The sequence below is a fragment of the Massilia sp. GCM10023247 genome, assembly GCF_042653325.1.
Taxonomy (GTDB): domain Bacteria; phylum Pseudomonadota; class Gammaproteobacteria; order Burkholderiales; family Burkholderiaceae_D; genus Telluria.
On the sequence record NZ_JBHSIB010000021.1, the window covers coordinates 1 to 23,537 of the forward strand.

Sequence of the window (23,537 nt, forward strand, 5' to 3'; positions counted from 1 at the left end):
CCGGCTAGAATGAAACCACATGTGTTACCTATGTCCCTAGCCAGGTGTTACCTATGTCCCTGTGCTGAACAGTCCCGACTCCACGCGTGAAGCATGCGCCGCGTTGACGCATCGTTAACGCGTGGACTCGGGAGTCCACCCTACGCCAAGCTGCGCGATGGCCTCATCGAATTGCTCCGCCCGCAGCACGTAGCGCCCGTAGGGCACGCCCCTGATCGGCGGCAGGTCGCCGTCGCGCCGGAACCCGATCGCCGTGTAGAGCCGCAGCGCCGAGGCCATGAGGGGGCTGGTGTGCAGGCCGACCGCCGGCGCATCGGCGCGGCGCGCGCAGTCGAGGCAGGCGGCGACCAGTTGCCCGCCGATGCCCAGGCCGCGTTGGCCGGGCGCGACGACGAGCATGCGGATCACCGACCATTCCTCCGGAAAGACCGGGCTGCGCGGCCGGCCCGGGCCGACGTGGACCACGGCGCCCGCCAGCTCACCGTCGTGCGTGGCGACCAGCAAGTCGCCGCCGGCGGCCAGGGCGGCCATCTGCCCGATGCCTTCGATGAAGGAAGGCCAGTCCTCGTACGCGCCCGCGTATTCGGCGAAAGCGGCGCGTGCGATCCGATTCACCGCCTCGCGGTCGGACGCTGCATAGGGGCGGACGGCGAGGCCGGTCATCAGGCTTCCTACACGAACAGCGAGGGCTGGCTGTCCGCATACTCGCGCAACAGGTTCCACACCACCTTCACCCTGCGCAGGCGGTACAGGTCGGTGGGCGCGGCCAGCCAGAACGAGCGCTCGGCATGGAACGAAGGCAGCACCTGCACCAGGCTGCCGTCGTTCGGCACCGCATAGGGCGGCGCCATCACCAGTCCCATGCCCAGCGACGCCGCTTCGATCTGGCCGGTCATGCCCGAGCAGCACAGGCGCCGGCGCGGCGTGAAGCCGAGTTCGTCCAGGTAGGACAGCTCGCGGCTGGCCAGCCGGTCCTGCACGTAGTCGACAAAATAATGCTGGGAGAGGTCCGACTGGTGCCGGATCGGCGGATGCTTGGCCAGGTAGGCGCGCGAGGCGTACAGGTAGAAGCGGAACGAGGCCAGGCGGGTGACCATGTAGCGGCCGGTCGTAGGCGGATCGAGCATCACGCCGAGATCGGCCTCGCGATTGGCGAGATTCGCGAAGCGCGGCAGCGCCAGCAGGTCGATGGTCAGGTCGGGGTTGGCCTCGAGCAGGTCGACCAGCAGCGGCGCCACCACCTTCACGCCGAACACTTCCGGCACGCCGAGGCGCACGACGCCGTGGGCCGCCACCTCGGCTCCGCTGAGCTGCTCGGCCGCGGCCAGCGCCGCGCCCTCCATCGCTTCCGCGTGCGGCAGCAGCGCCAAGCCCATTTCGGTCAGCTCGTAGCCTTCGCGCGAACGGTCGAACAAGGTCGAGCCGAGTTCCTTCTCCAGCCGGTCGATCCGGCGCGCCACCGTCGTGTGCTCGACGTCGAGGCGGCGCGAGGCGCCGGACAGGGTGCCGGCGCGCGCCAGCTCGAGGAAGAATCGGAGGTCTGTCCACTCAGGCAAGGTGTTCATCGGCGCACTTGTTTGATATCAAGATGCCATATTGTGCACCAGTGCACATTCCTCCCGCAATCAATTCCCGTATGCATGTTTGAGGGCACACAAATTGTGCATCTGCACGATCCTCCCTGCATGCGCCCCTTCCCACGGCGGTGCAGCGGTCCGTGCATAAATGCACAAGCGGTTGGCGCGCTGTTGCCTTTTCAGCCAGACCGAACAGGGGCACACTGCTTGGCGTGCGAGTTTGATCACATGCGTGATTGCATGAGCCATCCCAAAAATTAGGAGACATAGATGCGCCTGACGAAGAAAAAAATGAAGCTGCTCAACCGTTCCGCCGTCGCCCTGCTCGCCCTGTCGAGCGGTGCACTGGGATCCGCCCATGCCCAGGACAGCACGGGCGCCCCGGCGCCCGAGGGCGACACCGCGGGCGGCGTCCAGAAGGTCGTCGTGACCGCGCGCCGCCGCGAAGAAACGCTGCAGGACGTGCCGGTCTCCGTGACCGCCTTCAGCGCCGACCAGCTCTCGAAACAGGGCGTGCCCGACGTGACCGCGCTGGCCCTGGCCCTGCCGAACACGACCCTCAAGGCCTCGCGCGCCACCAACTCCACGCTGACCGCCTTCATCCGCGGCGTCGGCCAGGCCGATCCGCTGGCGGGCTTCGAGTCCGGCGTCGGCATCTATATCGACGACATCTACCTGGCCCGCCCGCAGGCCGCCGTGGCCGACATCTACGACGTCGAGCGCATCGAAGTGCTGCGCGGCCCGCAAGGCACGCTGTACGGCCGCAACACCATCGGCGGCGCCGTCAAGTACGTCACCCGCAAGCTCGCCTCCAAGCCCGATGTGCGCCTGCGCACCACGGTCGGCAACTACGGCCAGCTCGAAGGCGTGGCCACCGCCAGCACCCCGGTCTCGGACACCATGCGCATCGGCGGCACCGTGGCCCGCTTCAAGCGCGACGGCTTCGGCAAGAACCTCTACACGGGCGCCGACAACTACGACAAGGACACCACGGCGCTGCGCCTGTCGGCCGAGTTCACCCCGACCCCCGACCTCTTCATCCGTATCGCCGGCGACGCCACCCAGGACGATTCGAACCCGAAGAACGGCCACCGCCTGATCGTCGGCCGCACCAGCAGCGCGCCGATCCTGTCGAACGTCTACGACACCCGCGCCAACCTGACCAAGGCAATGGGCCACGAGCAGGAAGTGACCGCGCACGGCGTCTCGGCCCTGGTCGAGTACAACATCAACAACCAGTTCACCGTGAAATCGATCACCGCCAGCCGCAAGGACAAGTCCTGGGCGCCGATCGACTTCGACTCGCTGCCGGTCGTCGACATGGAAGTGCCGGCCCTGTACAAGAACGAACAGTTCAGCCAGGAATTCAACCTGACCTATACCGACGACAGGATACAGGGCGTGGCCGGCGTCTACTACATCGACGCCCAGGCCTACAACAAGTTCGACACCATCCTGGCCGGCGCGGTCCCGACCTCGACCTTCACCAGCGGCGACATCGGCACCAAGGCCTGGGCCGCCTACATCGACGGCAGCTACAACTTCAGCGACGCCTTCTCGCTGTCGCTGGGCGGCCGCTACACGGTCGACAAGCGCACCGCGGCGATCTACCGCCAGATCTTCCTGGGCGCGAACGGCACCCCGGAAATGGGCAATGCCGGCGCCATCCCGTTCCGTACCGACACCGACCTGCGCAGCGGCCTGGAACGCGAAGACAAGAAGTTCACCCCGCGCATCGCCGTCAACTACAAGCTCAACGCCGACCACAACGTCTACGCCTCGTATGCCGAAGGCTTCAAGGGCGGCGGCTTCGATCCGCGCCTGAACATCGTCGGCACCCGCATCCCGCTGGCACAGGCACGCCAGGGCTACAGCCCGGAAACCATCGAGACGGTCGAACTGGGCCTGAAGTCGTCGTTCAACGGCGGCCGCATCACCACCAACACCGCCCTGTTCCACAGCGACTACCAGGACGTGCAGATTCCCGGTTCGGTGGCGATCGACACCAACGGCGATGGCAAGGACGACAGTTTCGCCGGCGTCACGACCAACGCCGGCAAGGCCAAGATCCGCGGCTTCGAGTTCGAAACGGTGGCCAACCTGACGCGCGACTTCACCCTGGCCGGCATGTACAGCTACATCGATGCCGAGTACAAGGAGTACATCGTCGCCGGCGTCAACGTGGCCAGCCAGCGCGTGTTCCAGAACACGCCGAAAAACTCGGCCAACCTGCGCGCCAACTACGACATCGCCGCCCCGATCATGGGCCACAACGGCAAGATCTCGCTGATCGGCAGCGTCTCCTACAAGGGCGCCACCAACCAGTTCGAGACCGTGTCGCTGCTGGACCAGGAATCGTACAAGCTGTATGACGCGAGCATCGTCTGGACCCGCGCCGACGGCAAGATCCGCGCCGGCATCCACGGCAAGAACCTGAGCGACGAGCGCTACAAGACCGCCGGCTACCTGTTCCCGACCCTGGGCAACGAGGGCACGCTGACGGCCTTCTACGGCAACCCGCGCACGGTATCGGCAACGCTCGAATACCGCTTCTGATGCGCCGGCCGGGCCAGGCATAGGATCTGCCTGGCCCGGCTCGACGAGCCGTGCTCGTACCAAGGGTGCGAACCCCGCCGCCGCCGCGGCGCGGCTTCGCACGCCCTTCCCTCCCCATTCCGAGAACAACAGGATTTGCCAGCGTGTCCAACTTCACACCAATCAGCTTCCAAAGCACCGACGGGCTGGCGCTGTACGCACGGGACTATGCGGCGGCCGCAGGGCCGGCGCGGCTGCCCGTGGTCTGCCTGCACGGGCTGACGCGCAACTCCGCCGATTTCGACGAGCTGGCGCCCGAGATCGCCCGCCTCGGCCGGCGCGTGCTGGCACCCGATGTGCGCGGCCGCGGCCACTCGGCGCGCGACCCGAACCCGAACAACTACAACCCGGTGGTGTACGCCGGCGACGTCGTCAAGCTGCTCCATGACCTGGGCATCGCCCGCGCCGTCTTCATCGGCACCTCGATGGGCGGCCTGGTCACGATGACGCTGGCCGTGCGCAACCTCGACCTGATCGCCGGCGCCATCCTGAACGACGTCGGCCCGGTCCTGTCGACCAAAGGGCTGGCGCGCATCGCCGGCTACGCCGGCCGCTGCAACACCCTGTCCTCCTGGGAGGACGCCGCCGACTACCTGAAGGACATCAACGCCTGTGCCTTCCCCGCCAACTCCGACGAGGAGTGGGGCAAGTGGGCCCAGCGCGCCTTCGCGGCGGACGAATCGGGCATGCTGGCACTGCGCTACGACCCGAGTATTGCAATAGCATTGCAGACGGGTAAACTAAAGCCGACCTCGCTGGCGGCGCGCCTCGCCTTCAAGCGCCTGGCGCACAAGCGCCCGGTGCTGCTGGTGCGCGGCGCCCTGTCCGACCTGGTCGAGCCCGAGCAGGCGGCATGGATGCGGCGCGCCGCCCCCACGCTGGAGTACACCGAAGTGCCGAACGTCGGTCACGCGCCGATGCTCACCGAACCGGAAGCCCTGGACGCGATCCGCCAGTTCCTCGCGCGGCTTCCATAAAAACCAGAATCACAGGAGACAGCATGCACCATCTCGTCAAACCCGCAGTCCGGCCGGTCTTCGCAGCCGTCCTGGCCGCCTTCGCCGCAACCGCCGCGCCGCTCGCGCTGGCCGCCGGCCCGGACCTCAAGATCGCCCTCATCGCCGGCAAGACCGGCCCGCTCGAGACCTATGCCAAGGAAACCGAGACCGGCTTCATGATGGGCCTCGAATACCTCACCGGCGGCACGATGGAGATCAATGGGCGCAAGCTGAAGGTGATCGTCAAGGACGACCAGAGCAAGCCCGACCTCGGCCGCACCCTGCTGGCCGAAGCCTATGGCGACGACAAGGTCGCCATCGCCGTCGGCACCACCTCGTCCGGTTCGGCGATCGCGATGCTGCCGGTGGCCAAGGAATACAAGAAGGTGCTGATCATCGAGCCGGCCGTGGCCGACGCGATCACCGCCGAGAAGTGGAACAAGTACATCTTCCGCACCGCGCGCAGCTCGATGCAGGACGCGATGGCCGCCGCCACCACGCTCAAGGGCGGCAGCGTCGCCTTCCTGGCCCAGGATTATGCATTCGGGCGCGACGCCATCAAGGCCGGCAAGGAAGCGCTGGCCGCCACCGGCAGCAAGGCGAAAGTCGTGCACGAGGAATACGCGCCGGCCACCTCGACCGATTTCACCGCCCCGACCCAGCGCCTGTTCAACGCCCTGCGCGACAAGCCGCAGCCGCGCGTGCTGGGCATCGTCTGGGCCGGCCCGAACCCGATGAACAAGATCGCCGACATGAAGCCGGAGCGCTACGGCATTGCGCTGGCCCCGGGCGGCAACATCCTGCCGGTGATGAAGACCTGGAAGAGCTATGCCGGCACCGAAGGAACGATCTATTACTACTACGCCTTCCCGAAGAACAAGATGAACGACTGGCTGGTGGCCGAACACCGCAAGCGCTTCAAGGCGCCGCCCGACATGTTCACCGCCGGCGGTTTCGCGGCCGCCAGCGCCGTCTTCAACGCGCTCTCGAAAGTCCCGGACGCCAACAGCGAAAAGCTGGTCGCGGCCATGGAAGGCATGCGCTTCGAGACGCCGAAAGGCCCGATGAGCTTCCGCAAGGAGGACCACCAGGCGATCCAGTCGATGTACCACTTCCGCATCAAGAAGGACCAGAAGGACGAATGGGACCTGCTGGAACTGGTGCGCGAAATCCCGGCCGCCGAGATGCCGCTGCCGGTGAAGAACAAGCGCTGACATGGTGGCGGCAACCGACCACACCGCCCGGCAGCCGTCGCTGTCCACGCGCGACCTGACGATCCGCTTCGGCGGCCACGTCGCGGTCAACGCGGTGACGGCGGACTTCTACCCCGGCACGCTGACCGTGATCGTCGGCCCCAACGGGGCCGGCAAGACCACCTATTTCAACCTGGTCTCGGGCCAGCTGCCCGCGACCTCGGGCACCGTGTCCCTGAACGGCGAGGACATCACGCGCCACGGCGCGGCGCGGCGCACCCGCCTCGGGATCGGCCGCGCGTTCCAGCTGACGAATTTATTCCCGAACCTGTCGGTGATGGAAAACGTGCGCCTGGCGGTGCAGAGCCGGGCCGGCGTCGGGATGAACATGTTCTCGGTCTGGTTCGGCCACAAGGAACTGATTGCCCGCGCCGAGCATTACCTCGAGCGGGTGGCGATGCTTGCGAAGCGCGAGGCCCGCGTCGGTTCGCTCTCGCACGGCGACCAGCGCAAGCTGGAAGTGGCGATCCTGCTGGCGCTCGAACCCGACATATTGATGTTCGACGAGCCGACCGCCGGCATGAGCGTGGACGAGGTGCCGGTCGTGCTCGACCTGATCCACGCCGTGAAGCGCGAAGCGAACAAAACCGTGCTGCTGGTCGAGCACAAGATGGACGTGGTGCGCCAGCTGGCCGACCGCATCATCGTGCTGCACAACGGCACCCTGGTCGCGGACGGCATTCCGCACGAGGTCATGCAATCGAAGATCGTACAGGAAGCCTATCTTGGAACACCCGAAACCGAACATGCATAACACCGGGGCCAGCGAGCCGCTGCTCACGCTCTCGGGCGTGCACACCCACATCGGCCAGTACCACATCCTGCACGGGGGCGACCTGGCCGTGCCGCGCGGCGGGCTGTCGGTGCTGCTGGGCCGTAACGGCGCCGGCAAGACCACCACCCTGCGCACCATCATGGGACTGTGGCGCGCCAGCGCCGGCAGCATAGTCTTCGACGGCCGCGACATCACGAAGCTGTCCACGCCCGACATCGCGCGCCTCGGGATCGCCTACGTCCCGGAAAGCATGGCGGTCTTTTCCAACCTGACCGTGCGCGAGAACCTGCACCTGGCGGCGACGGGCGGTCCGATGGATCCGGCGCGCGTCGAGTGGATCTTCGGCTTCTTCCCGGCCTTGAAGAAATTCTGGAACTACCCGGCCGGCAACCTCTCCGGCGGCCAGAAGCAGATGGTGGCGATCGCCCGCGCGATCGTCGAGCCCAGGAAGCTCTTGCTGGTGGACGAGCCGACCAAGGGCCTGGCCCCGGCCATCGTGCACAGCCTGATCGCCGCCTTCCGCGAACTGAAAGAACGCGAGACCACGATCCTGCTGGTCGAGCAGAACTTCAATTTCGTCCGCTCGCTGGGCGACACCGTCAGCGTGATGGACGACGGCCGCGTGGCCCACGCCGGCAGCATGGCGGCCCTGGCCGAAGACGAGGCGCTGCAGCAGCGCCTGCTCGGCCTGTCGCTCGACTCCCACCAATAGGAATCACCATGAGTGCAACCCTTCCCCCGATTGCCGCCGCATCCAAGGCGGCGCATGCACAGCCCGCCGCGCCGCAAGCCGATGCGCCCTTGCCGAGCGTGCCGCGCGACCTGGCGCCGCTGCTGCTGGTGCCCGCGCTGGCGCTGCTGATGCTGCCCCTGGTCGGCGACTTGCCCACCTGGGTCACCCTGACCGTCGCCGGCCTGGCCATGGGCATGATGATCTTCATCATGGCCAGCGGGCTGACGCTCATCTTCGGCCTGATGGACGTGCTGAACTTCGGCCACGGCGCCTTCGTCTCGGTCGGCGCCTTCGCCGCCACCCTGGTGCTGCTGCCGATGCAGGGCTGGCTCGAAGTCGATTCGCTGGCGGTCAACCTGGGCGTGCTGGCGCTGGCGGTGACGGTGGCGATGCTCGTGACGGCCTTGCTCGGCTGGGCCTTCGAGCGCGTCATCGTCATGCCGGTGTACGGCCAGCACCTGAAGCAGATCCTGATCACGATGGGCGGCATGATCGTCGCCGAGCAGCTGATCCACGTGATCTGGGGCGCGGAAACGATCCCGCTGCCGCTGCCGGCCTCCCTGCGCGGCGCGATCTTCCTGGGCGACGCCGCCATCGAAAAATACCGGCTGGTGGCGGTCGTGGTCGGCCTGGTGGTGTTCGCCGTGATGTTCCTGACCTTGAACCGTACCAAGATCGGTTTGCTCATCCGCGCCGGCGTCGAAAACGGCGAGATGGTGGAAAGCCTGGGCTACCGCATCCGCCGCCTGTTCGTCGCCGTGTTCGCGGCCGGCTCCGCCCTGGCGGGCCTGGGCGGCGTGATGTGGGGCCTGTACAAGGAAACCCTGACCGCGGCCATGGGCGGCGAGATGATGGTGACGATCTTCATCGTCATCATCATCGGCGGCCTGGGCTCGGTCGGCGGCTGCTTCATCGGCGCCCTGCTGATGGCGCTGGTGGCCAACTACGCCGGCTTCCTCGCGCCGAAATTCGCACTGGTGTCGAACATCGTCCTGATGATCGCGATCCTGCTGTGGCGCCCGGCCGGGCTGTATTCGAAAGTGCGGGGCTGACCATGACGCATCGATTCGCATCACGTCTTCTTTCCGGCGACCTGCCGCGCAGCCGCGCCCTGAGCCTGGTGCTGCTGCTGGTCTTCTTCGGGCTGGCCTTCGCCCCCTTCCTGGTGTCCGGCTCGCGTCCGCTCAACACGGCGGCCACCATCTGCATCTACATCGTGCTGGTGGCGTCCTACGACCTGCTGCTCGGCTACACCGGCATCGTCTCCTTCGCGCACACGATGTTCTACGGGATCGGCGCCTACGGCATCGGCCTGGGCCTGGCATCGGTCGACGAGCCGACCTGGAGCGCCGCCTTGAGCGGGCTCGGCCTGGCCCTGCTGCTCGCGCTTGCCCTGGCCTTCGTCGTCGGCCTGTTCGCACTGCGCGTGCGGGCCATCTTCTACGCCATGATCACGCTTGCCGTGGCCTCGTCGTTCGCCGTGCTGGCCTCGCAGCTGTCGGACCTGACCGGCGGCGAAGACGGCAAGACCTTCAGCGTGCCGGAAGTGCTCACGCCCGGCTTCACGCTGATGGAAAACGAGGTATTCGGGCGCTCGATCGACGGCAAGCTGCTGACCTACTACCTGGTGTTCTTCGGCTGCCTGCTGCTGTTCCTGTTCCTGCTGCGCCTCGTCAATTCGCCTTTCGGACGCGTGCTGCAGGCGATCCGCGAGAACGAGTTCCGCGCCGAGGCGCTCGGCTACCGCACCGTGGTGTACCGCATCTGGGCCAATTGCCTCGCCGCGCTCGTCGCCGTGCTGGCCGGCGCCCTGATGGCCCTGTGGCTGCGCTATGTCGGCCCCAAGACCTCGCTCGGCTTCGAGGTGATGACCGACATCCTCCTGATCGTCGTGATCGGCGGCATGGGCACGATGTATGGCGCCGTCGTCGGCGCAGCGCTCTTCATCCTGGCCCAGAACTACCTGAAGGACCGGATGGCGGATGCGTCGGGCGCACTGGAAGGCGTGCCGGTGCTGGCCGCCGCCCTGCACCCGGACCGCTGGATGCTGTGGCTGGGCGTGCTGTTCATCCTGTCGATTTATTTCTTCCCGGTCGGGATCGTCGGCAAGCTGCGCCAGCGCAGCGTTCTTGCCCGGCGCTGATCCGCCATGACGCGGGCGGCGCTGCTGCCCGCGTGCTTCCCCTTTCGCAGGCGTCCTGCCCTGCGGCCCGCCGCAGTTTCCCAGCCCGCTCCCCCAGCACCATCCCCGTCCTGCCGGCCTGGTCCGGGCCTCGCCCGGGCATCCCGCGTCGTCCGCGGGCCGGCGCCGTCCCGCGCGCCCCGTACTCAGCTTAGACATTTCTCCATACCGCCGAGTTGCCGCGCACATTGAATCGATATCAAGGTTCGTTACCGTTCAGCTCATATGATGAACTCAACCATGGCCTCGTGAAAGCCAGCGCGAGTGGAACGCCATCCATCTGGCTCCGCATGAAAGCTCATCCATGAAAACTCTCAAGTCGTGTGTTTCGGCCGGCGCGCTCGCGCTGGCCATCCTCGCGCCGGGCGCCGCCAGCGCGTCCGTCGAGGTGCTGGACGAAGGTTTCGACAACGTCCCCGCCCTGCCCGGCTGGATCTTTACCAATAACAGTACCCCGGCCGGCAACACCTGGTTCCAGGGCAATCCGGGCATCTTCCAGGCGCAATCGGGCGCCGCCAATTCCTACGCCGCCGCCAGCTTCCTCGGCAGCGAAGGCGGCTTCGGCATGGTCGACAACTGGCTGATCAGCCCGGTGCTCTCGCTGACCGGCCTCACCAACCTGTCGTTCTGGACCCGCCACGAAGAACTGGCCGGCTTCAACGATGTGCTGGAGGTGCGCTTCGCCTCCGGCAGCAGCGGCGACACCGCCGGCTTCACCACCCTGCTCGGCACGATCGGCGGCGCAGGCGGCTACCCGGCCGACTGGACCCAGTGGAGCGGCAACCTGAACGTCGAAGGCCAGGGCCGCTTCGCCTTCCGCTACGTCGGCGCTGCCGACACCCTGAACTACATCGGCCTGGACACGGTCCGAGTAGTCACCGCAGTGCCAGAACCTTCGCTGTACGCGATGCTGTTCCTCGGCCTGGGCGCGCTGGGCTTCGCGCGCCGCAAATCGCCGAACTGAAGCCGAGCTGAAGGCGAACTGAAGCCGAATTGAAGCCGAATTGACGCGTTACCGGAGAACCCCACCATGTCACATAAAAAATTCCTTGCCGTCTTGCCCTGCGCCGCACTTTGGGCCGCCCTGCCGCCGCCGGCCGGGGCCCAGCAGCAGGCGCCGCAGCAACCGCAGCAGCAGCAGCAGGGCATGGTCGTCGTGCGCGACGCCCAGAGCGGCCAGCTGCGTGCGCCGACTCCGGCCGAGATCCGGGCGCTGGCGCCGCCGTCGACGAGCTCACGCATGAGCGCGCCGCAGCAGCCGGCGCTGATCACCCATCCGGGCGGCAGCCGCCAGGTCCGCCTCGGCGAGCGCGGCCTCGTGTATTCGGTGGTCACGCGCGGCGCCGACGGCAAGCTTGCCGAGCAGTGCGTCCATGGCGCAGCGGCCGCCGACCAGGCCGTCAACGCCGGCGCACCCGCCGCCGCTCCCGCCCCGCACAACGAAGGACATCGCCATGAGTAAATCACCGCTGCGCGTCATCGCCGCCCTTGCCCTCTCCTGCATTGCCGTTGCGGGCACGCAGGCGGCAACCATCATCATCGTCAACCAGAACGCCCCGGGCATCGGCTTCAACGACCCCACCCCGGTCGCGCCCGTGGGCGGCAACACCGGCACCACCCTCGGCCAACAGCGCCTGAACGCCTTCCAGTACGCGGCCAACATCTGGGGCGCAACCCTGACCAGCAACGTGCCGATCCGCATCGGCGCCTCCTTCGTGCCCTTGTCGTGCACCGAGAACAGCGCCGTGCTCGGCTCGGCCGGCGCCAACGAGATCTGGTCCGACTTCACCAACGCGCCGCGTCCCAACACCTGGTATCCGTCCGCGCTGGCGAGCAAGCTGGCCGGTACCGATGTCGCCACGCCGGGCGAGCCGCATATCATCGCGCGCTTCAATTCGCGCCTCGGCCTGTTCCCGAATTGCCTGCCCGGATCCGGTTTCTATCTCGGCCTGGACAACAATGCGGGCCCCGCCATCGACCTCGTCACCGTGCTGCTGCACGAGATGGCGCACGGCCTCGGCTTCCAGACCTTCACGGACAACGAGACGGGTGCCGAAATCCAGGGCATTCCTTCGATCTGGGATTATTTCCTCGTCGACAACCGTACCGAACAGCTCTGGGTCAACATGACGGACGCCCAGCGCGCGGCCTCCTCGATCAGCGGGGACCGCCTCTCCTGGAACGGCCCGGTCGTCACCGCCGCCGTGCCCCAGGTGCTCGATCCACGCTCGCGCCTCTCGATCAGCGGCAGCGCCGCCGGGAGCGCCGCCGGCGACTACAATGTCGGCGACGCCTCCTTCGGCCCACCGCTCGGTCCCACCCCCGTCACCGGCCAGCTCATGCCGGTCGTCGAACAGCAGGACGGCACCGGCCTGGCCTGCGCTCCCTTGAGCGACACCAATGCGCTGGCGGTGCGCGGCAACGTTGCGCTGGTATCGCGCGGCGAGTGTCCGTTCGTCGACAAGGCACGCAACGTCCAGGCGGCCGGCGCGATCGGCATGGTCGTGGCCGACAACGCACCGGGCGAGCCGACCGGCATGAGCGGCAGCGACCCGAGCATTACCATACCGTCGGTACGCGTGACCCAGGAGGCCGGCGTCACGCTGCGCACTGCCCTGCAGGCGCGCTCGCGCACCCGCTCCGGCGTCGTCGCCAGCCTCGGCATCGACCCGACCCGGCTGGCCGGCACCGACCCGCGCCGCCGCATCCTGATGTACACGCCGACGACCGTTGCGCCGGGCTCCTCGGTATCGCACTACACCACCGAAGCCAAGCCGAACCAGCTGATGGAGCCGTCGATCAACTCGGACCTGACGCACACGGTCACGCCGCCGCGCGACCTGACCTATCCGCTATTGCAGGATATTGGCTGGTAAGCGACGCTGCCCGGCGCAGTTGCTAAGCGCTACCGGCAAGCGGCCGTGCCCGCCAGGGCGAAAAAAAGGCCCGGCTACCCCAAGGGTGCCGGGCCTTTCGCGCTTGCGCGAGCAGGCTGATTACTTCTGCTGTTCCTTGTATTTCTGCACGCCGCCAACGATTTCCGCCTTGGCTTCGTCCGGGCCGACCCAGCCTTCGATCTTGACCCACTTGCCCTTTTCGAGGTCCTTGTAGTGCTCGAAGAAGTGCTGGATCTGCTGCAGGCGCAGGTCCTGCAGGTCTTCCGGCTTTTGCCAATGGCTGTAGATCGGCAGGATCTTGTCGACAGGCACGGCCAGGATCTTGGCGTCGCCGCCGGCTTCGTCGGTCATCTTCAGCATGCCGATCGCGCGGCAACGCACGACCACGCCCGGGATCAGCGGGAACGGGGTGATCACCAGCACGTCGCATGGATCGCCGTCGTCGGACAGGGTTTGCGGCACATAGCCGTAATTGCACGGATAGTGCATTGCGGTACCCATGAAGCGATCGACGAAGATCGCACCGGTGTCCTTGTCGACTTCGTACTTGATCGGATCGGCGTTCATCGGGATTTCGATGATGACGTTGAAGTCGTTCGGCACGTCGCGGCCGGCGGGGACGTTGTTCAAGCTCATGGGTTAATCCTTGGTTGCTGAAGATTCAATAAAGGAAAGCATTATATCGAATCGGGAAACGCTTGTGCAGCGCAGCAGCTTGCTGTGCGGATCGGTCACAGCGGTCCGGGAGCGCTCTACCCGGGCGTATGAACCGACGCGACGCCGGCGCCTGCATCGCGTTCCGCGGGCATTGAGCCCGCGTTACTCCACGCGTCCGACCAGTGCCGGCACCCAGGCGCTGCGCTGCATGCACGGCGCGATGCCGTTTATGCGATGCGCCATGCACGCGTGCGTTGAACGCGTGGGCGGCGCCCAGGCTGCGTGCATGGGCCGCCGGGCATCGCCGGCCGCCCTACAGCATGTTCGCCAGCGCGCTCTGCCGGTAATGCCCCGCCGCCTGCTCGTCCTGCCCCAGCGCCTCGTGCAGCTGGGCCAGTTTCAGGTGCACGTCGCGCACCATGGACGAATCGACCGCGTCCGACAGTGCCCGTTCGAGATAGCGTTGCGCCTTGCCCCACAGCTTCTGGCGCAGGCAGAGGGAACCGAGCGTGAACGCCAGGCCGGGGTCGTTCGGACGGTCGCGCAGCCAGGTTTCGCAATGTTCGATCTGGGCCAGCAGGGTCGGCGAGCCGGCCGGGCCGGCGGCATCGCCGTAGGCACGGATGACGCGCTCGTCCCAGCCGGTGCGCAAGGCCTCCTCGGCGATCACGCGCGCTTCGTCCTGCAAGCCGCTGGCATTGAAGGCCGCCGCCGCGCGCGCCGCGATATACGGCTTGGTGCGGTCCGCGGCCGGCACGCCGGCCCAGACGCGCCGGATCGCCTCGGGGTCGCGCCCCTCTTCCGACAGCAGCGCCTCGTAGGCGAGCTCGCGCAGGCGGCTCGACAATGCCGGGTGCAAGGCCTTGCGCTTGTCCAGGATGCGCACCAGGCGCAGCACTTCCGGCCAGTTGCGCGCCTGCTGGTTGGCCTTCATCGACCATTGCAGGGCGTGGATGTGGCGCTGGCCGCTGGCGTTCAGTTCGGCCACGGCTTCGAGCGCCGCTTCCGGCTGGTGGTCGTCGACCAGCAGTTCGATCACCGTCATCAGGCGCGCGGTCTTGAGGCCGTTGTCGTGGGCGATGCCGGCCAGCCAGGCGTCGCGCCGGGCCGGTTCGCGCATGCGGTGCGCCGCGCGGGCGCCGATCAGGGCCGCCAGGCCGGTGTTTTCCGGCAGCTCGGCGGCGCGCATCGCCGCCTTTTCGGCGTGGCCGAAGCGGCCCTCGAGCAGGGCCTTGAGCGCGTCGCGCAGACCCTTGTTGCCTTCGCGCTCGCGCTTGCGCAGGCGGTAGGCGGCGACACGGTCGGGCATGCGCAGCGTCGAGACGATCGCGCGTGCCAGGCCGTAGAGCATCAGGAACAGCAGCGCCAGCAGCACCACGAACAGGTTGAGCGACATGTCGATCCGGTGCGGCGGGTAGAACAGCACCACATTGCCCGGATTGAAGCGCGCCGTCACGGCGATGCCGATGGCCGCGGCCATCAGGGCGACTAACCAGAGAAGTAGACGCATGGCTTAAGGCTTCTTGTAATTGCGGACCGCCGTCAGGCTGTCGGCCAGCGTCGGCATCTCGATCGCCAGGTTGTTGCCGCGGACCTGGCGCAGCACCGTCAGTGCCTGCTGGGTCGTGCGCGCACGCGTGTCGAAGTACTTGTTCAGCGTTTCCTGGGCGGCGGCAAGATCGGCGGCGAAAGTGGTTTCGTCGCGCGACAGCAGCGCCAGGCGGGCGTTCAGCAGGCGCAGTTTCAGGTTCTCGCGCACGAAATAATTCTGGTCGGGCGAGAGCATCAGCGCTTCGGGTGTGTTCACGCTGCGCACCCGGATCAACTGGCGCACGTCGTTCCACATCTCGGCGCTCCAGTTGCGCCAGGTCGCGAGCACGCGCTCGCCGATGCCGAGCGGGGCGGCGGGCGTCTCGGTCCGGCCGCGCCCGGCGGGCACCGGTGCGGCGGGCAGCAAGGGCTTCTCGTCCGACAGCAGCGGCAAGGTGTCGACCTGGGAGATCACGCTGTCGAGGCGCAAGGCGACGCCGGCCAGGTCCACCGAGGGCATGGCCTTGAGTTTTTCCATGTCGCTGGCGATCGCGCGGCGCACCGAGATGAACTGCGGCTTGTCCGAGCGCGACAGCGAACGGTCGGCATTCTGCAGCGCAATCAGGGCGCCCTGCACATTGCCTGCCAACTGCAGTTGCTGGCTCGCGGTCGAGAGCACCTGCTCGACTTCCGACAGCGCCCATTCGTCGCGGCTCTTCGACAGGTCCTGGTAGAGCTGCTCGAGCGCGAGCTGCTGGCTCTGGTTTTCGAGCTGGCGGCTTTCCAGCACGCCCACTTTCAGCTGCAGCGCCTTCGACTGTTCGGCGACGTCGCGTGCCAGCGACGCCGTTTCGGCATTCACCTGGTTGCCTTTCTGCAGGCTGATCGCCATTTCCTTGCGCAGCGTATTGATGCGGCTATGGCTCGACCAGGTCTGGGCGGCCAGCAGCAGCGCCAGGACGATCACGGCCAGCGGCAGCGGACGCGTCAGCTGCTCGGCCAGCCCGGGGCCCGCCCTGCGCTCCGGCGCACGCGTGCGATAGTGTTCGTAGTCCGGCGCCTGGGACGCGGGAGGCGGCAAGCCAGGCGGCTGCGAGGGTGGCTGGCTTTGCGGCAGCTCTGGATGATTCGGCAGTTCGTTCATTCTTGTGATTGTAACGCGGCAAGCAAACGGTCGTCGCCTGAGCCGGTGAGGGTCACGCGGGTGACCCCGAGTTCGGCCGCGACCGCGGCGATTCGGGCATGGGGCACGATAAGGTGCTGGCCCCGCATTCGGCTGACAAAGCCGGGATCGAGCTCATCGAGCAGGGAAAACAGGCCGCGCAGCGCCTCGGAACTGGTAATGATCCAGTCGTTCGGCGTCTCCACCAGGGTGCGCAGCTGGGCCGCCAGTTGCGCGTCCAGGCGCGGCACGCTGCGCCGGTAGGCCGGCACCAGGGTCACCTCGGCTCCGGCGGCCCGGAAGCTCTCGGCCATCAGTTCGCGTCCGGACTCGCCGCGCACGATCAGCACCCGCTTGCCGGCCAGCGCCGCCAGGTCGAGCGCCGCCAGCAGGTGTTCGGAGTCGCTGCGGGTCGGGTCGAGCGGGCCGAGGATGGTGGCGTTGGCCTCGGTCACGCCATGGCGCGCGAGGGCGGCGCGGCTGCCTTCGCCGAGCACCGCCAGCGGCACCTTTTGCTGCCACCCCGGCGGCCAGTCCGCCCGATGGGCAAAGGCGGCATCGATGGCGTTCGGCGACACGAAGGCCACCAGCGCATAGCGCTCCAGGTCGGCCAGGGCCGCGCGCAGCCCCGAGCTGTCCTCGAGCGGCGCGATCTCGAGCAGCGGCAGGATCACCGGCCGGCGCCCGATGGCGGCCACGGCGCGCGCCAGGCCTTCGGCCTGGGCGCGCGGACGAGTGATGACGACGCCTTCAGGTTTCAAGGGCGGCGTCCTGGCGGCAAACGGCGAGGATCGCCTGTGCGTCCTGCTGTTCCAGCAGGGCCGAGACCTGCTCGCCCAGCAGTTCGGGCTGGATCGCAGGACCGCTGAGTTCGGCGAAGGCGCTGCGCTTGCCGTCCGGCGTGGCCACCATCGCGCGCAGGTGCATCGCGTCGCCGTGCACGACCGCATGCGCGGCCAGCGGGATCTGGCAGCTGCCGCCGAAGATCTTCGACACCTTGCGCTCGGCCAGCACGGCCTGCTCGGTGGCGCGGTGGTTCAGCGGCGCCAGCACGGCCATCAGGTCGACGCCGTCGCTGCGCTCGCCCGAGGCAACCTCGATCGCCATCGCGCCCTGCCCCGCCGCCGGCAGCGACAGTTCCGGCTCGAGCAGGCTGCGGATGCGCTGCGGCAGGCCCAGCCGCTTCAGGCCGGCCGCGGCCAGGATGATGGCCGCATATTCCCCGCGGTCGAGCTTGCCCAGGCGGGTATCGAGGTTGCCGCGCAGCGGCTGGATCACCAGGTGCGGATAGCGCGCCGCCACCAGCGACTGGCGGCGCAGGCTGCTGGTGCCGACCACGGCGCCGGCAGGCAGCTCGTCGAGCGACGCGTAATCGTTCGAGACGAAGGCGTCGCGCGGATCCTCGCGCTCGAGCACGGCCGCCAGCTGGAAACCTTCCGGCAGGTCCATCGGCACGTCCTTGAGCGAATGCACGGCGAGGTCGGCGCGGCCTTCGGCCATGGCCACCTCGAGCTCCTTCACGAACAGGCCCTTGCCGCCCACCTTCGACAGCGTGCGGTCGAGGATCTGGTCGCCACGCGTCGTCATCCCGAGGATGCTGATTTGGCAATCTGGATATAATGCGGCGAGACGGTCGCGCACGTGCTCCGCCTGCCACATGGCCAGGCGGCTCTCGCGCGATGCGATAATCAGTTTCGACGGCATGTGTTCGTGGTTTGGCAACTGCGCCTGCGCCTGCTGCGTCATGTCTTTGCTTTCAAAACGGTTTGTTTCACTGTCGTTGCGCCCACCCGGCGGCGGCAGACACGGCTCTTGCATAAGATCACAAATTTTAGCATGGGGGCCACCTCCCGAACGTGGTCGATGGCCACGCCCCATTTGGTGTACCTGACAATCGAGTAACAATGGCCGACATGGACAAAATTGCCGCACTAGACACCCCTGCTGATCCCGCCGTTAGCATCCCCGCCGGAACCCCCGCCACGCCCGACAAGGACGCCCCGCTGAAAGAAGATATCCGCCTGCTCGGCCGCCTGCTCGGCGACGTGCTGCGCGACCAGGAAGGCGACGCCGTGTTCGATGTCGTCGAGACCATCCGCCAGACGGCGGTGCGCTTCCGGCGCGACGCCGATCCCGAAGCCGGCAAGGAGCTCGACACCCTGCTGCACAAGCTCACGCGCAACCAGACCATCTCGGTGGTGCGCGCCTTCTCCTATTTTTCGCACCTGGCCAACATCGCCGAAGACCAGCACCACAACCGCCGCCGCCGCGCCCACCTGCTGGCCGGCTCGCGCCCGCGCGAGGGCAGCGTCGGCTACGCGCTGGGCAAGCTGCGCAGCGCCGGGGTCGACCAGAAGACGGTCGAGTCCTTCTTCCGCAATGCCCTGATCGCGCCGGTGCTCACCGCCCACCCGACCGAGGTGCAGAGGAAAAGCATCCTCGATGCCGAGCACGACATCGCCCGCCTGCTGGCCGAGCGCGATTTGCCGATGACGCCGAAGGAGCAGGTGCGCAACCTGCAGCTGATGAACGCCCGCATCGCCACCCTGTGGCAGACGCGCATGCTGCGCTATACCAAGCTGACCGTGGCCGACGAGATCGAAAACGCCCTGTCCTACTACCGCATCACCTTCCTGCGCGAGCTGCCCGCGCTGTACGACGACATCGAAGACGAGATCGGCGTCCAGTACCGCGGCGCCCCGGCGCAACTGGGCGACGCCGCCTATGTGCAGATGGGCAGCTGGATCGGCGGCGACCGCGACGGCAACCCGAACGTGAACGCCGACACCATGCGCCATGCCGTGATGCGCCACGCCACGACCATCCTCGACTTCTACCTCGAAGAAACCCACGCGCTCGGCGCCGAGCTGTCGACCTCGACCCTGATGGTCGACATCACGCCCGCCTTGCAGGCGCTGGCCGAGCGCTCGACCGACATATCCGACCACCGCACGGACGAGCCCTACCGGCGCGCGCTGATCGGCATGTATGCGCGCCTGGCAAGCACCGCGCGCGAGCTCGGCGCCACCAACATCCTGCGCAAGGAAGTCGGCCACGCCGCGCCCTACCGCGACGCCGCCGAATTCGCGGCCGACCTGCAGGTGCTGGCCGATTCGCTGAACCTGAACCACGGCGCGATGCTGATCACGCCGCGCCTGGCCGGCCTGATGCGCGCCGCCCGCATCTTCGGTTTCCACCTCGCCTCGCTCGACATGCGCCAGACCTCGGACGTGCACGAGCGCGTGCTGGCCGAGCTGTTCGAAAAGGCCCAGGTCGAAGCCGACTACGCGGCCCTCTCCGAGGAGGCCAAGGTCAAGCTGCTGCTGGCCGAACTGGCGCAACCGCGCCTCCTGTATTCGCCGTACCAGGGCTACTCGGAAGAGACCCAGTCGGAACTGGCGATCGTGCGCGCCGCGCGCGAGATCCGCGAACGCTACGGCGCCCGCGCGATCCGCAACTACATCATCTCGCACACCGAGGCGCTCTCGGACATGCTCGAAGTGCTGCTCCTGCAAAAGGAAGCCGGCCTGCTGCACCCGGCCAGGGGCGTGTCCGACGTGATGGTCATCCCGCTGTTCGAAACCATCCCCGACCTGCAGCGCGCCGCCGCCATCATGGATGCCTGGATGGCCATTCCGCTGGTGTCGCGCCTGATCCACAACCAGGGCCGGCTGCAGGAGGTCATGCTGGGCTACTCGGATTCGAACAAGGACGGCGGCTTCCTCACCTCGAACTGGGAGCTGTACCAGGCCGAACTGAAGCTGGTCGAGGTGTTCGAGCGCGCCGGCGTGCGCCTGCGCCTGTTCCACGGCCGCGGCGGCACCGTCGGCCGCGGCGGCGGCCCCAGCTACCAGGCGATCCTGGCGCAGCCGCCGGGCACCGTCAACGGCCAGATCCGCCTGACCGAACAGGGCGAGATCATCGCCTCGAAGTTTTCGAATCCCGAGATCGGCCGGCGCAACCTCGAACTGCTGGTCGCCGCCACCCTCGAGGCGAGCCTGATGCCGCATGCCGCCGAAGGCGAACGGGCCGGGCAGCTGGCCGCCTTCGAGTCCGTAATGGCGGACCTGTCGAACCGCGCCTACGCCGCCTACCGCGACCTGGTCTACGAGACGCCGGGCTTTACCGACTACTTCTTTGCCGCCACGCCGATCGCCGAGATCGCGGAACTGAACCTCGGCTCGCGCCCGGCCTCGCGCAAGAAGACGCGCCGCATCGAAGACCTGCGCGCCATCCCCTGGGGCTTTTCCTGGGGCCAGTGCCGCCTGCTGCTGCCGGGCTGGTACGGCTTCGGCTCGGCCGTCGCCGGGTGGCTGGAAGGCGACGCCGACGGCCAGAAGCTCGCGCTGCTGCAGCGCATGTTCCGCGAATGGCCCTTCTTCGCCACCCTGCTGTCGAACATGGACATGGTGCTGGCCAAGACCGACCTGGCGATCGCCTCGCGCTATGCCTCGCTGGTGCCCGACGTCGCCCTGCGCGAGCGCATCTTCAAGCGTATCGCGGCCGAGCACGGCGAAACCCTGCGCCGGCTCGAAGCGATCACCGGCGCCACCGAACGCCTGGCGGGCAACCCGCTGCTGGCGCGCTCGATCCAGAACCGCTTCGCCTATCTCGACCCGCTGAACCACTTGCAGGTCGAGCTGATCCACCGGCACCGGGCGATGTCGCGCCAGGAAGGCGGCGAAATGGACCCGCGCGTGCACCGCGGGATTCACCTGTCGATCAACGGGGTGGCGGCGGGACTGCGCAACACCGGGTGATCAGGGATATAGGGTGGACGGCTCCACCCGGGAGGATGCATTCACGTACCGCATGCGCCGTCCACGCGTTCGACGTCCGGTAGAACCGCCGCGGCAGATCACAGGGTGGTTGAACGCGTGGGCGGCGCACACGTCTTGGCGCGCAACGTGCAGGGTGGAGCCGCCCACCCTACGCGACGCCGCCTGGATTATTGCGCGCAGCTCCCCAGCGTCTCCCCCTTGCGCAGGAAGGCCGGCACGGCAGCCGGCGCCACGCACACGGTGCCGCCGTTTGCGTTGTCGCCGCCCGGCTTGGTGCAGACCGCCACCTTGCCGTCGCCGCAGCGCGCGTCGATCACCGGCACCGTCACGGTCGCCACCGCCGGGCAGCCGTTTTCGCTGATCGCCTGGGCCGTGAAGGCAAAGGTGCCCGGGCCGGTCGGCGCGAAATTGGCCACGGCGCCCGAGGCCGACAAGCCGGCGGCCGGGGTCCACGCGAAGCTGGTGCCGGCAGCGGCATCGGCTGCGGTAAGCGTCAGGCTTTGCGCGCCATACCCGAGCACGATCGCATTGTCGGGCGCCCCGGTCGGGGTGCCATCCGCGCGGCTGACCGCGACCGTCGGCTGCGGGATGCGGCCCAGCACATTCACGGTCGCGGTGCCGGTGGCGCTCAGCCCGGCCTTGTCGACCGCGGTGAGCGTCACCTGCCTGGCGCCGATGTCGCCGCAACTGAAGCTGCTCGCCGATGCGCTGAGCGATTCGATGCCCCAGTTGTCGCTCGAGCCGCCGTCGAGGTCGGCCGGCTGGATGCCGGCGGTCCCGCCCGCGAGCGTCACCGAGACGTCGCGCGTGCGCACCTGCGGCGCCTCGAAGTCGTTGGTCACGACATTCGAGATCGCACTCTCGTGGCTCAGGCGGTTCAGGGCGGTCACGGCGTAGTAGTAATACTTGCCGGCCTGGGCCTTGGTGTCGGCGAAGGCGTTGGTCGCAGCCTCGGTCACACCGACCAGGTTCTCGCCGGCCTCGATGTCGATCTCGCGCGCCTCCGAGCGGTAGACGGCGAAGCGGCGCACCTTCTCCATCTCGTCGCGCGCATCAGGCGCCGGCGCCCACGCGAGCACCACCGCGTTCTCGCCGGCGGAGGCCGCCAGCGCGCCCGGCGCACTCGGCGCCAGCGTGTCCTTCCACGGCATCGGCGGGATCAGTGCCGGGCGGTTGTAGACGTTCTGCTGCAGGTCGGTGCGGTAATTCAGCGGGTTCGCGGCCAGGGAGGCGTGGCGGAAATGGACCTGCCCGCCGATCTTGCCCTGGCTACGGTTCAGTGCGATCTGGTTGGCGACCTGTTTCGGGTCGGTCCAGCCTGCCGTGTTCATCTTGTAGTCGGCGATGCCGATATACATGTGGCGGCCAAACGTGTTTTCGTTCCACCATGGCACCAGGAGCTTGTAATCGGAACCCGCCTGGCCGATGTACCAGTAGACCTGCGGCGCCAGGTAGTCGACCCAGCCCTCCTGCAGCCAGCGGCGGGTGTCGGCGAAATTGCTGAGGTAGTGCTGGTTGGCGCCGCTTGAGGTCGGCGAACCCACCGCGGGGTCGGTGCTGCTGCGGTAGATGCCCGAGGGCGAGACGCCGAACTTGACCCAGGGTTTCGCGGCACGGATGCGCTCGTTGACGCCCGCGATCAGCAGGTTGATGTTATCGCGCCGCCAGTCGGCACGGCCGGCCGCGGTGGCCGGGAAGCCGCGCGGGTCCGCAGCGTAGGCCGCATCGTCGTTGATGGTGCCGCTCGGGTAGAAATAGTCGTCGAAATGGATGCCGTCGACGTCGTAGCGGTTGACGATGTCCATGATCACGTTCGTGACGTGCTCGCGCACCGCGGCCAGGCCTGGATTGAGGATGATGACGTTGCCGACGGTGAGCATCCATTCCGGATGGGTGCGCGAGACGTGGTTGGCTGCGTACTGGGCGGTATTGCCGGCGCTGGTCGCGGTGGCCACCGCGCGGTAGGGATTGATCCAGGCGTGGAATTCCATGCCGCGCTGCCTGGACTCGTCGATCGCGAACTGCAGCGGGTCCCAGGCCGGGCTCGGTGCGCTGCCCTGGTTATTCGTCAGGTAGTAGGACCACGGTTCCAGGTCGCTCGGGTACATGGCGTCGGACTGGCTGCGCACCTGCAGGAAGGCGGCGTTCATGCCGGTCGCCTTGTTGTGGTCGAGGATGCCGATCAGCGCCGCGCGCTGCTGCTCCGGCGTCTGCAGGCGATTCGGCCAGTCGAGGCTCAGGTGGGTGCTGATCCAGACCCCGCGCATTTCGCGCTTCGGCGCCACGGTCTGGGCATCGGCAGGGATGTGGGACAGGGAAGCGGCCAGCACTCCGACTGCCGCGGCGAGCAAAAGTTTTTTCATGTCGTCTTCTTTTTGCAGGTTGAGGTGAGCGCAC

General features: G+C 67.6%; 19 protein-coding genes. 11 read left to right on the forward strand and 8 right to left on the reverse strand.

The window, feature by feature from the left end; all coding sequences use genetic code 11:
* Positions 1-114 precede the first annotated feature (114 nt).
* Both ACFPAH_RS16145 and ACFPAH_RS16150 read right to left on the reverse strand, forming a co-directional pair.
* Positions 115-663, reverse strand: coding sequence for a GNAT family N-acetyltransferase (locus tag ACFPAH_RS16145; protein ID WP_379747313.1), 549 nt, complete (start codon positions 661-663; stop codon positions 115-117).
* Between the two features lie 8 nt (positions 664-671).
* On the reverse strand, positions 672-1,565 hold the full coding sequence (locus tag ACFPAH_RS16150) for a LysR family transcriptional regulator (protein WP_379747315.1): 894 nt from the start codon (positions 1,563-1,565) through the stop codon (positions 672-674).
* Between the two features lie 282 nt (positions 1,566-1,847).
* Here ACFPAH_RS16150 and ACFPAH_RS16155 point away from each other — a divergent pair, with 282 nt between their 5' ends.
* From ACFPAH_RS16155 to ACFPAH_RS16200, 10 genes are all read left to right on the forward strand, one after another.
* Positions 1,848-4,133, forward strand: coding sequence for a TonB-dependent receptor (locus tag ACFPAH_RS16155; protein WP_379747317.1), 2,286 nt, complete (start codon positions 1,848-1,850; stop codon positions 4,131-4,133).
* 143 nt (positions 4,134-4,276) lie between these two features.
* The gene (locus tag ACFPAH_RS16160) at positions 4,277-5,149 is read left to right on the forward strand and encodes an alpha/beta fold hydrolase (protein WP_379747319.1); all 873 of its coding nucleotides are present in this window, start codon (positions 4,277-4,279) and stop codon (positions 5,147-5,149) included.
* Positions 5,150-5,172: 23 nt separating this feature from the next.
* Complete coding sequence (locus ACFPAH_RS16165; RefSeq protein WP_379747321.1) at positions 5,173-6,384, forward strand: substrate-binding domain-containing protein; 1,212 nt, start codon at positions 5,173-5,175, stop codon at positions 6,382-6,384.
* 1 nt (position 6,385) lies between these two features.
* Positions 6,386-7,177 carry an ABC transporter ATP-binding protein gene (locus tag ACFPAH_RS16170; protein WP_379747323.1) on the forward strand — a complete coding sequence of 264 codons (792 nt, stop codon included), beginning with the start codon at positions 6,386-6,388 and terminating at the stop codon, positions 7,175-7,177.
* Complete coding sequence (locus ACFPAH_RS16175) at positions 7,170-7,910, forward strand: ABC transporter ATP-binding protein (protein ID WP_379747325.1); 741 nt, start codon at positions 7,170-7,172, stop codon at positions 7,908-7,910. Before ACFPAH_RS16170 ends, ACFPAH_RS16175 begins: the two co-directional genes overlap by 8 nt.
* Positions 7,911-7,918: 8 nt before the next feature.
* A complete protein-coding gene (locus ACFPAH_RS16180) occupies positions 7,919-8,983 on the forward strand; it encodes a branched-chain amino acid ABC transporter permease (RefSeq protein WP_379747327.1) in 1,065 nt (354 codons plus the stop codon).
* Positions 8,984-8,985: 2 nt separating this feature from the next.
* On the forward strand, positions 8,986-10,074 hold the full coding sequence (locus ACFPAH_RS16185) for a branched-chain amino acid ABC transporter permease (RefSeq protein ID WP_379747329.1): 1,089 nt from the start codon (positions 8,986-8,988) through the stop codon (positions 10,072-10,074).
* 343 nt (positions 10,075-10,417) lie between these two features.
* The gene (locus ACFPAH_RS16190; RefSeq protein ID WP_379747331.1) at positions 10,418-11,077 is read left to right on the forward strand and encodes a choice-of-anchor J domain-containing protein; all 660 of its coding nucleotides are present in this window, start codon (positions 10,418-10,420) and stop codon (positions 11,075-11,077) included.
* Positions 11,078-11,143: 66 nt separating this feature from the next.
* Positions 11,144-11,575, forward strand: coding sequence for a post-PEP-CTERM-1 domain-containing protein (locus ACFPAH_RS16195; protein ID WP_379747333.1), 432 nt, complete (start codon positions 11,144-11,146; stop codon positions 11,573-11,575).
* Positions 11,568-12,989 (forward strand): PA domain-containing protein, encoded by a 1,422-nt coding sequence (locus ACFPAH_RS16200; protein WP_379747335.1) that lies wholly within the window; start codon positions 11,568-11,570, stop codon positions 12,987-12,989. The genes ACFPAH_RS16195 and ACFPAH_RS16200 overlap by 8 nt, the downstream gene beginning before the upstream one ends.
* 120 nt (positions 12,990-13,109) lie before the next feature.
* Here ACFPAH_RS16200 and ppa read toward each other — a convergent pair whose 3' ends face one another.
* The 5 genes from ppa to hemC all read right to left on the reverse strand — a co-directional run bounded on the left by ppa (position 13,110) and on the right by hemC (position 18,105).
* Positions 13,110-13,646 (reverse strand): inorganic diphosphatase, encoded by a 537-nt coding sequence (gene ppa, locus ACFPAH_RS16205; RefSeq protein WP_379747337.1) that lies wholly within the window; start codon positions 13,644-13,646, stop codon positions 13,110-13,112.
* A 334-nt stretch (positions 13,647-13,980) separates the two neighbouring features.
* Positions 13,981-15,177, reverse strand: coding sequence for a heme biosynthesis protein HemY (locus ACFPAH_RS16210; protein WP_379747339.1), 1,197 nt, complete (start codon positions 15,175-15,177; stop codon positions 13,981-13,983).
* Positions 15,178-15,180: 3 nt separating this feature from the next.
* On the reverse strand, positions 15,181-16,341 hold the full coding sequence (locus ACFPAH_RS16215) for a uroporphyrinogen-III C-methyltransferase (protein WP_379747341.1): 1,161 nt from the start codon (positions 16,339-16,341) through the stop codon (positions 15,181-15,183).
* On the reverse strand, positions 16,338-17,120 hold the full coding sequence (locus ACFPAH_RS16220; RefSeq protein ID WP_379747343.1) for a uroporphyrinogen-III synthase: 783 nt from the start codon (positions 17,118-17,120) through the stop codon (positions 16,338-16,340). Before ACFPAH_RS16220 ends, ACFPAH_RS16215 begins: the two co-directional genes overlap by 4 nt.
* Positions 17,110-18,105 carry a hydroxymethylbilane synthase gene (hemC, locus tag ACFPAH_RS16225; protein ID WP_379747345.1) on the reverse strand — a complete coding sequence of 332 codons (996 nt, stop codon included), beginning with the start codon at positions 18,103-18,105 and terminating at the stop codon, positions 17,110-17,112. Before hemC ends, ACFPAH_RS16220 begins: the two co-directional genes overlap by 11 nt.
* 167 nt (positions 18,106-18,272) lie before the next feature.
* Between hemC and ppc the strand changes: the two genes are divergently transcribed.
* The gene (gene ppc / locus ACFPAH_RS16230; protein WP_379747347.1) at positions 18,273-21,119 is read left to right on the forward strand and encodes a phosphoenolpyruvate carboxylase; all 2,847 of its coding nucleotides are present in this window, start codon (positions 18,273-18,275) and stop codon (positions 21,117-21,119) included.
* A 188-nt stretch (positions 21,120-21,307) separates the two neighbouring features.
* Here the strand turns inward: ppc and ACFPAH_RS16235 are convergent, their stop codons facing one another.
* Positions 21,308-23,503, reverse strand: a complete 2,196-nt coding sequence (locus tag ACFPAH_RS16235; protein ID WP_379747349.1) for a family 10 glycosylhydrolase — start codon at positions 23,501-23,503, stop codon at positions 21,308-21,310.
* Between the last annotated feature and the right edge of the window lie 34 nt (positions 23,504-23,537).